This window comes from Zhongshania aquatica (assembly GCF_027257955.1).
Lineage (GTDB): Bacteria > Pseudomonadota > Gammaproteobacteria > Pseudomonadales > Spongiibacteraceae > Spongiibacter > Spongiibacter aquatica.
The window spans coordinates 1-597 of the sequence record NZ_JANZNQ010000099.1 but is presented as its reverse complement, the minus strand read 5'-3'; the positions used below and the strand labels follow the sequence as shown (position 1 = coordinate 597).

The window sequence follows — 597 nt, the reverse complement described above, 5'->3', positions numbered from 1 at the left end:
AAATCAATCGCAAGAGTGTCATCGTGTTAGCCGAAGACGGCACGAAGCAATATAAGATCTCGCCGGGTTTGCTGAGACCACTTCGGGACGTGGAGTAAGTCAACTACGTCTTGAAATGAACGCTTACATTTATCAAGAGATTCGGAATAGAGCTAGGAATTAAGAATCTGGCTTTTTGGCTTGGTGTGTCGCGAAGCGGCTATTACGATTGGTTGAAGCGTGAACCCTCGAATCGAGCCTGTGAAGATAGAGCGCTGAAGATCGAGATACAGAAAATCTACGACAAAGTAGAAGGACGCTACGGTAGCCCTAGGATCTGGAAGGAGCTACAAAAGCAGGGTGTTGCGACTAGCAAGAAGCGTGTAGCACGTCTTATGCAGGAATTGGGTTTAATAGCCCGAGTAACGCGAGTGACGTACAGAGCGCCGGGCATGAGGCGCTTTCTTTCCTCTGGCGAGAACCTAAGATCTGACGGCGCACTGCCAGATCAAAAAAACAAAGTGTGGGTCGCTGATGTAACCTACTTAAAAGTAAAAAACCAATGGCATTATTTGTCCGCAGTGATGGATCTTCACTCTCGTCGTGTTGTTGGTTGGA

1 pseudogene is annotated in these 597 nt (G+C 47.6%); it reads left to right on the top strand.

Annotated features, from left to right (window positions below):
* Positions 1 to 185 precede the first annotated feature (185 nt).
* A pseudogene (locus O9X78_RS20810) lies at positions 186 to 597 on the top strand (IS3 family transposase); the annotation flags it as partial.